General features: G+C 60.5%; 8 protein-coding genes. 1 reads left to right on the top strand and 7 read right to left on the bottom strand.

The window, feature by feature from the left end:
* A partial coding sequence (locus tag AC1DLB_RS20775) for a substrate binding domain-containing protein (RefSeq protein WP_477785560.1) occupies window positions 1-774 on the top strand: 774 nt, incomplete at its 5' end.
* Here the strand turns inward: AC1DLB_RS20775 and AC1DLB_RS20780 are convergent.
* From AC1DLB_RS20780 to AC1DLB_RS20810, 7 genes are all read right to left on the bottom strand, one after another.
* Complete coding sequence (locus AC1DLB_RS20780) at window positions 752-1,036, bottom strand: hypothetical protein (RefSeq protein WP_477743159.1); 285 nt, start codon at window positions 1,034-1,036, stop codon at window positions 752-754. The two genes, AC1DLB_RS20775 and AC1DLB_RS20780, sit on opposite strands and share 23 nt — an antisense overlap.
* Window positions 1,037-1,334: 298 nt before the next feature.
* Window positions 1,335-1,583, bottom strand: coding sequence for a hypothetical protein (locus AC1DLB_RS20785; RefSeq protein WP_018929055.1), 249 nt, complete (start codon window positions 1,581-1,583; stop codon window positions 1,335-1,337).
* Between the two features lie 132 nt (window positions 1,584-1,715).
* Window positions 1,716-1,940 (bottom strand): hypothetical protein, encoded by a 225-nt coding sequence (locus tag AC1DLB_RS20790; protein WP_192350416.1) that lies wholly within the window; start codon window positions 1,938-1,940, stop codon window positions 1,716-1,718.
* 107 nt (window positions 1,941-2,047) lie between these two features.
* Window positions 2,048-3,085, bottom strand: coding sequence for a DNA topoisomerase IB (locus AC1DLB_RS20795; protein ID WP_477743158.1), 1,038 nt, complete (start codon window positions 3,083-3,085; stop codon window positions 2,048-2,050).
* 85 nt (window positions 3,086-3,170) lie between these two features.
* A complete protein-coding gene (gene modC, locus AC1DLB_RS20800) occupies window positions 3,171-4,250 on the bottom strand; it encodes a molybdenum ABC transporter ATP-binding protein (RefSeq protein ID WP_477785561.1) in 1,080 nt (359 codons plus the stop codon).
* 3 nt (window positions 4,251-4,253) lie between these two features.
* Entirely contained in the window at window positions 4,254-4,934 is a 681-nt protein-coding gene (gene modB / locus AC1DLB_RS20805; RefSeq protein WP_477785562.1) for a molybdate ABC transporter permease subunit, read from the bottom strand.
* Window positions 4,935-5,130, bottom strand: a 196-nt coding sequence (locus AC1DLB_RS20810; protein WP_477785563.1) for a substrate-binding domain-containing protein, incomplete at its 5' end; no start/stop codon positions are given.

The raw sequence follows: 5,130 nt of genomic DNA on the forward strand, positions 1-5,130 counted from the left end.
ACACGCAACACCAGCGTGACCGTCGCCGGGCAAACCTATTTCGAAAAGGCTGTGGCGATTCTTGACGCCATCGACGAAGCCGATGCCGTGGTTGCCGACCGTGGCAGCGAGGCGCAAGGACGCCTGCGGATCAGCGTSCCYGTCGAGTTYGGTCGGCGGATCATCGCGCCGCATCTGGGCCGTTTGCTCGAGCGCCATCCGGGGCTGGAAATAAGCGTTTCGTTGAGCGATCAGGTCAGCGACCTGCTGAGCGAACAGATCGACGTGTCGGTGCGTCTGGGATCGTCGGTGGTCAGTGAAGACATCGTCAGTAAACGGGTAGGGGCCTTCCAGCGCTGGGTGGTGGCCAGCCCGGATTACCTGAGCCGCCACACGGCGCCGTGTCATCCTCGCGACTTGCTCGAGCACCAATGCCTGCGCTTTGATTACGCTGGTTCGCACCAGTGCTGGACGTTCCAGGGCGACAAGGAAACCATCCAGCTCAATGTGCACGGCCGCCTGCAAAGCAACAACGCCGACATCCTGCGCGAAGCGGCAATCGCCGGCGGCGGGGTGACCCTGTTGGCCGACTGGCTGGTACGCGACGATGTCGCCGCAGGCCGGCTGACACGGTTGTTGGAGCATTACGAAGTCAACCCCGGCAGTGCAAGCAGTTGCATCAATGCGCTGTACTTGCCCAATCACCGGGGCTCTAGCCGGATCAATGTGTTTATCGATTTTCTAGAGGAAATCCTCACGCCTGGCGTGTCAGCTATACAAATGGCTGGCCAGTAAAGCCACGCGGTAGCCGTTGCAGTCCGGGCATCTCGATCAGCCGTTGGGTCCACTCTGTGCGCCAGTCGTTGGCGGCGTGGGTGGCTTTGGCTTTGCGTGCGGCCCGACGTGCGGCGTTGCGTTCGGCTTTGCGCGCTTCCTTGTACGCATCGGTGTTGCGGCAGCTTCTGCATTTCACCCGGTTCAATATGCTGCTGGAAGTGAGGTTGCTGCCTTTGTGCCCGCAGGCCAGGTGCCCGCCGGTTTTGAAGTGAGTGACCATGGGACATACTCCTTCGTGATGTGTAAGCGTTCGACACCTGGCGGGTGAGGGCGTTCGTTCGCGTTACGGCAGGCAAAAAAATGGCCCGCATGCGGGCGGGCCAGGGGATGTTTTCAAAGGAGCAAGTGAACTGTAGGAGTTCGGTTGTGAAGACGGTGTGAAATGGTCGAAGGCACGAATAAAAAAAGCCCGGCAAACTGGGTCGGGTTGGGATGTAGCGCGAGTCTGGCAGGCAGGCATAACCACGGTGACGAAGAGGTCACCGCTCAGGTGTGCTGAATTGGACTCTGTCCCTGGCTCAAATAACGCGGTCGCCTGATTTGAACCGAGGCAGTGGCGGCTCGACATGTTTGAGTGCAGACAACGCGCTGCGAATCTGCGGCGTGTCCTTCTCGATGTCGTTCAAGCGGTCACGAATCCTGAGCGCTGTCGGATGCCCCCCTTGATGATCGACCCAGTCGGCGATCTCCTTGCACGCAGCAGCAAGGCGGGCCTGACGGGAGTCAAGCAGGGTGAGCAGGGTGGCGATAGACTCTTTCTCGGACATGACAATCACCTCCGTTCAAGGAAATCGGCTAAAGGGCAACAAAAAGCCCGCGGGGGAGCGAGCTTTCTGCCGATGGGTCGCTGGTCCTTCAGCTCCTTCAAGTATAGACCCGGAAAATGAAAGTGGCCGGCGTCAAGCCAACCCGTGCGACACCGGCGAACTGGCCTCGTTAAGCCTGCGACATTCGCGCCTGGCGTCCTCTTCAAGATCGTAACCGTCACCGATAAAGCCGCGAGTACGGGTATCGATGATGCGATACCAGACGGCGGCGTCGGGTGGTGGGTGACCGGTTTCTCCGGCCCGGCGGCCATGAACGATGATCTTGTTGCAGCGTTTCACAACGAAAATGTCTTCCATGGCGTCCACCGAAGCTGTTCGTGTTCAGATCAAGCATAGAAGCGCTTTGCGATCATGCAAAAAACTGGTGGGTCAGTTCGTCGGTTCAGTGCACCCCTGAAGACGACTCATGGTGTTTCAGCCTTCTCGATGAGCTTCTCCAGAAACACCGCCAGCGCCACTTCCTCTGCTCTGAGCCTTTTACGCCCCCGCGACGGCGGCAGTCCGGCCAATGCGCCTTGCATAAACTCATCGACGACCGCCGGGTGGATGTAGCACTTGCGGCAAACCGCCGGGGTATTGCCCAGTTGCCGGGCGACATGCTTGACCATGTCCACCACCTGCCGCTTTGCATCGGCTGGCGATTGCCACTGCAGCTTGCGCAACACTGCCAACGCCAGCGCACTGCCGGCCCAGGTGCGGTAATCCTTGGCGGTGAAGTCGGCGCCGGTCAGCATTTGCAAGTAAGCGTTGACGTCGGAGGAGCTGACGGTGTGCCGGTCACCGTTTTCGTCCAGATACTGAAAGAGGTTTTGCCCGGGAATCTCCAGGCAGCGCTTGATGATCCGCGCCAGGCGCCGGTCTTTTACGGTGATCTGGTGCTCGATGCCGCTCTTGCCGCGAAACTGGAACATGATCGCGCTGCCGTTGATCTCGACGTGACGGTTGCGCAGGGTCGTCAGGCCATAGGAGCGGTTGTCCCGGGCGTACTGCGTGTTGCCAACCCGGATCAGCGTCGCATCGAGCAAGGTAATCACCGTGGCCATCACCTTGTCGCGACTGAAGCCGGGAGTCGCCAACAGGGTTTCAAGCTGCTTGCGCAGTTTCGGCAGGGCCAGGCCGAAGTCCCGCAAACGTGAATATTTGTCGGCATCGCGTACTTCGCGCCAGCGCGGGTGATACCGGTATTGCTTGCGGCCACGGGCATCGCGACCGGTGGCTTGCAGATGACCGCGCGGGTCGGGGCAAATCCATACATCGGTGTAAGCGGGCGGTACTGCGAGGGCATTGATGCGTTTGATTTCATCCGGATCGGTAATGCGCTGACCCGACGGGGCGAAATAGCCGAATGCGCCACGCAGCTTCTTGCGGGTGATGCCAGGCTGGCTGTCGTCGACGTAATGCAGGTCGGACGGCAGTCCATCGGGCAACGCGGTATCTGGCATGGCAGGCAATCCCGGGCGGCGAGTCAGGGTGTTAAGCCATTGACCACGCGCCATTGCCGGGGTGCCTAAAGAATGCCGACAGATTTCAGGCCAACACCGCCACCGCTTTGATTTGCGCCCAGAGTTGCTGGCCGGGGTGCACGCCCAGTTGATCCCGGGAGTAGCGGGTGATTCGCGCCAGCAGCGGTGTGCCGGCCGCGTTGAGGCGGATCAGTACGTGAGCAGCGTTGTCGGCGCCGATTTCACTGATCACCGTGACAGGCAGGCGATTGAGGATGCTGCTCTGTTCGACGCCTTGCAGGCTCAGGCTGACATCCCGCGCCTGAACCTTGCAGCACAATGCCTGGCCCTTGGTCATCGGCGCGTGGGCGACCCGAATGCTCAGGTCGGTGTCGGGCAGTTGCAAGGTCAGCAGCTGGTAGTCGGCGTCATAGGCGCTGACGTGCCCTTCGATCACCACGCCGGCGTCATCGCCCAGCGCCAGCGGCAGATCGAGCCGGGCCAGGGTTTCGCCGATGGCGCCGCTGGCCAAAGCCTTGCCGTTGCTGAGCAGGACGAGGTGATCGGCAAGCCGCGCGACTTCATCCTGGGAATGGCTGACGTACAGCACGGGGATGTCGAGCTCATCGTGCAACCGTTGCAGGTACGGCAGGATTTCGTTTTTACGCTGGGTATCGAGCGCCGCCAGTGGCTCGTCCATCAACAACAGTTTGGGGCTGGTGAGCAGGGCACGGGCGATGCCGATACGCTGGCGCTCGCCGCCTGAAAGATTCTGCGGATTGCGGTCGAGTAAATGGCCAATCCCCAGTAACTCCGTGGCATGCGCCATGTCGACCCGCCGCTGTTGGCGAGGGATGCGCTTGAGGCCGAATTCTAGATTGGCCCGCACCGACAGATGGTGAAACAGGCTGGCTTCCTGGAAAACATAACCCAGGGCGCGTTTATGCGGCGGGACGAAAATCCGCTTGTCGCTGTCCTGCCAGACTTCATCGTTGATCTGGATAAAACCCTGCCCGGCCTGTTCCAGACCGGCGATGCAACGCAGGCAGGTGGTTTTGCCCGAACCGGAATGACCATAGAGCGCAGTCACTCCACGGCCGGGCAATTGCAAGTCGATATCCAGGGCAAATCCCGAATAGCTCAGTTTCAAGCGCGTTTGAATCATGGGTCAGCTCCAGGCCGCTTTGGTTTTACGGCTGGAGTAGAGCGCCAGCAACACTGCAAAGGAGAACACCAGCATTGCCCCGGCCAGCCAATGGGCCTGGGCGTATTCCATGGCTTCGACGTGATCGTAGATCTGCACCGAGACCACGCGGGTTTTGTCGGGAATGTTGCCACCGATCATCAGCACCACGCCAAACTCGCCGACGGTGTGGGCAAAACCGAGAATGGCCGCAGTGATGAAACCGGGACGGGCCAGCGGCACAATCACGCTGAAGAACGTGTCCCAGGGGTTGGCGCGCAAGGTGGCGGCCACTTCCAGTGGGCGAGTGCCGATGGCGGAAAAGGCATTTTGCAGCGGCTGGACCACGAACGGCATCGAGTACAGCACCGAGCCGAYCACCAGCCCCGCAAAACTGAAGGTCAGGGTGCCGAGCCCCAGCGATTGGGTGAAGTGGCCGATCCACCCGTTCGGGCCAAGCGCCAACAGTAAATAAAAGCCAATCACCGTGGGTGGCAGCACCAGGGGCAGGGCGACGATCGCCCCGACCGGGCCGCGTAACCAGGATTGGGTACGCGACAGCCATAACGCAATCGGAGTGCCAATGATCAGCAGGATGACCGTGGTCAGGGACGCCAGTTTCAGGGTCAGCCAGATCGCGGAGTAATCGGCACTCGATAGCGTCATTTAGAGTTGGTAACCATAGGACTTGATGACGGCGGCGGCTTTCGGCCCTTTGAGGTAGTCAACCAATGCCTGGGCGGCCGGGTTGTCCTTGCCCTTGTTGAGGATCACCGCGTCTTGTTTGATCGGATCATGCAGGTTGGCCGGAACGATCCAGGCCGAACCGTTGGTCACTTTGCCGTCTTTGTAGATCTGCGAC

The organism is Pseudomonas sp. 05N434 (assembly GCF_056396965.1).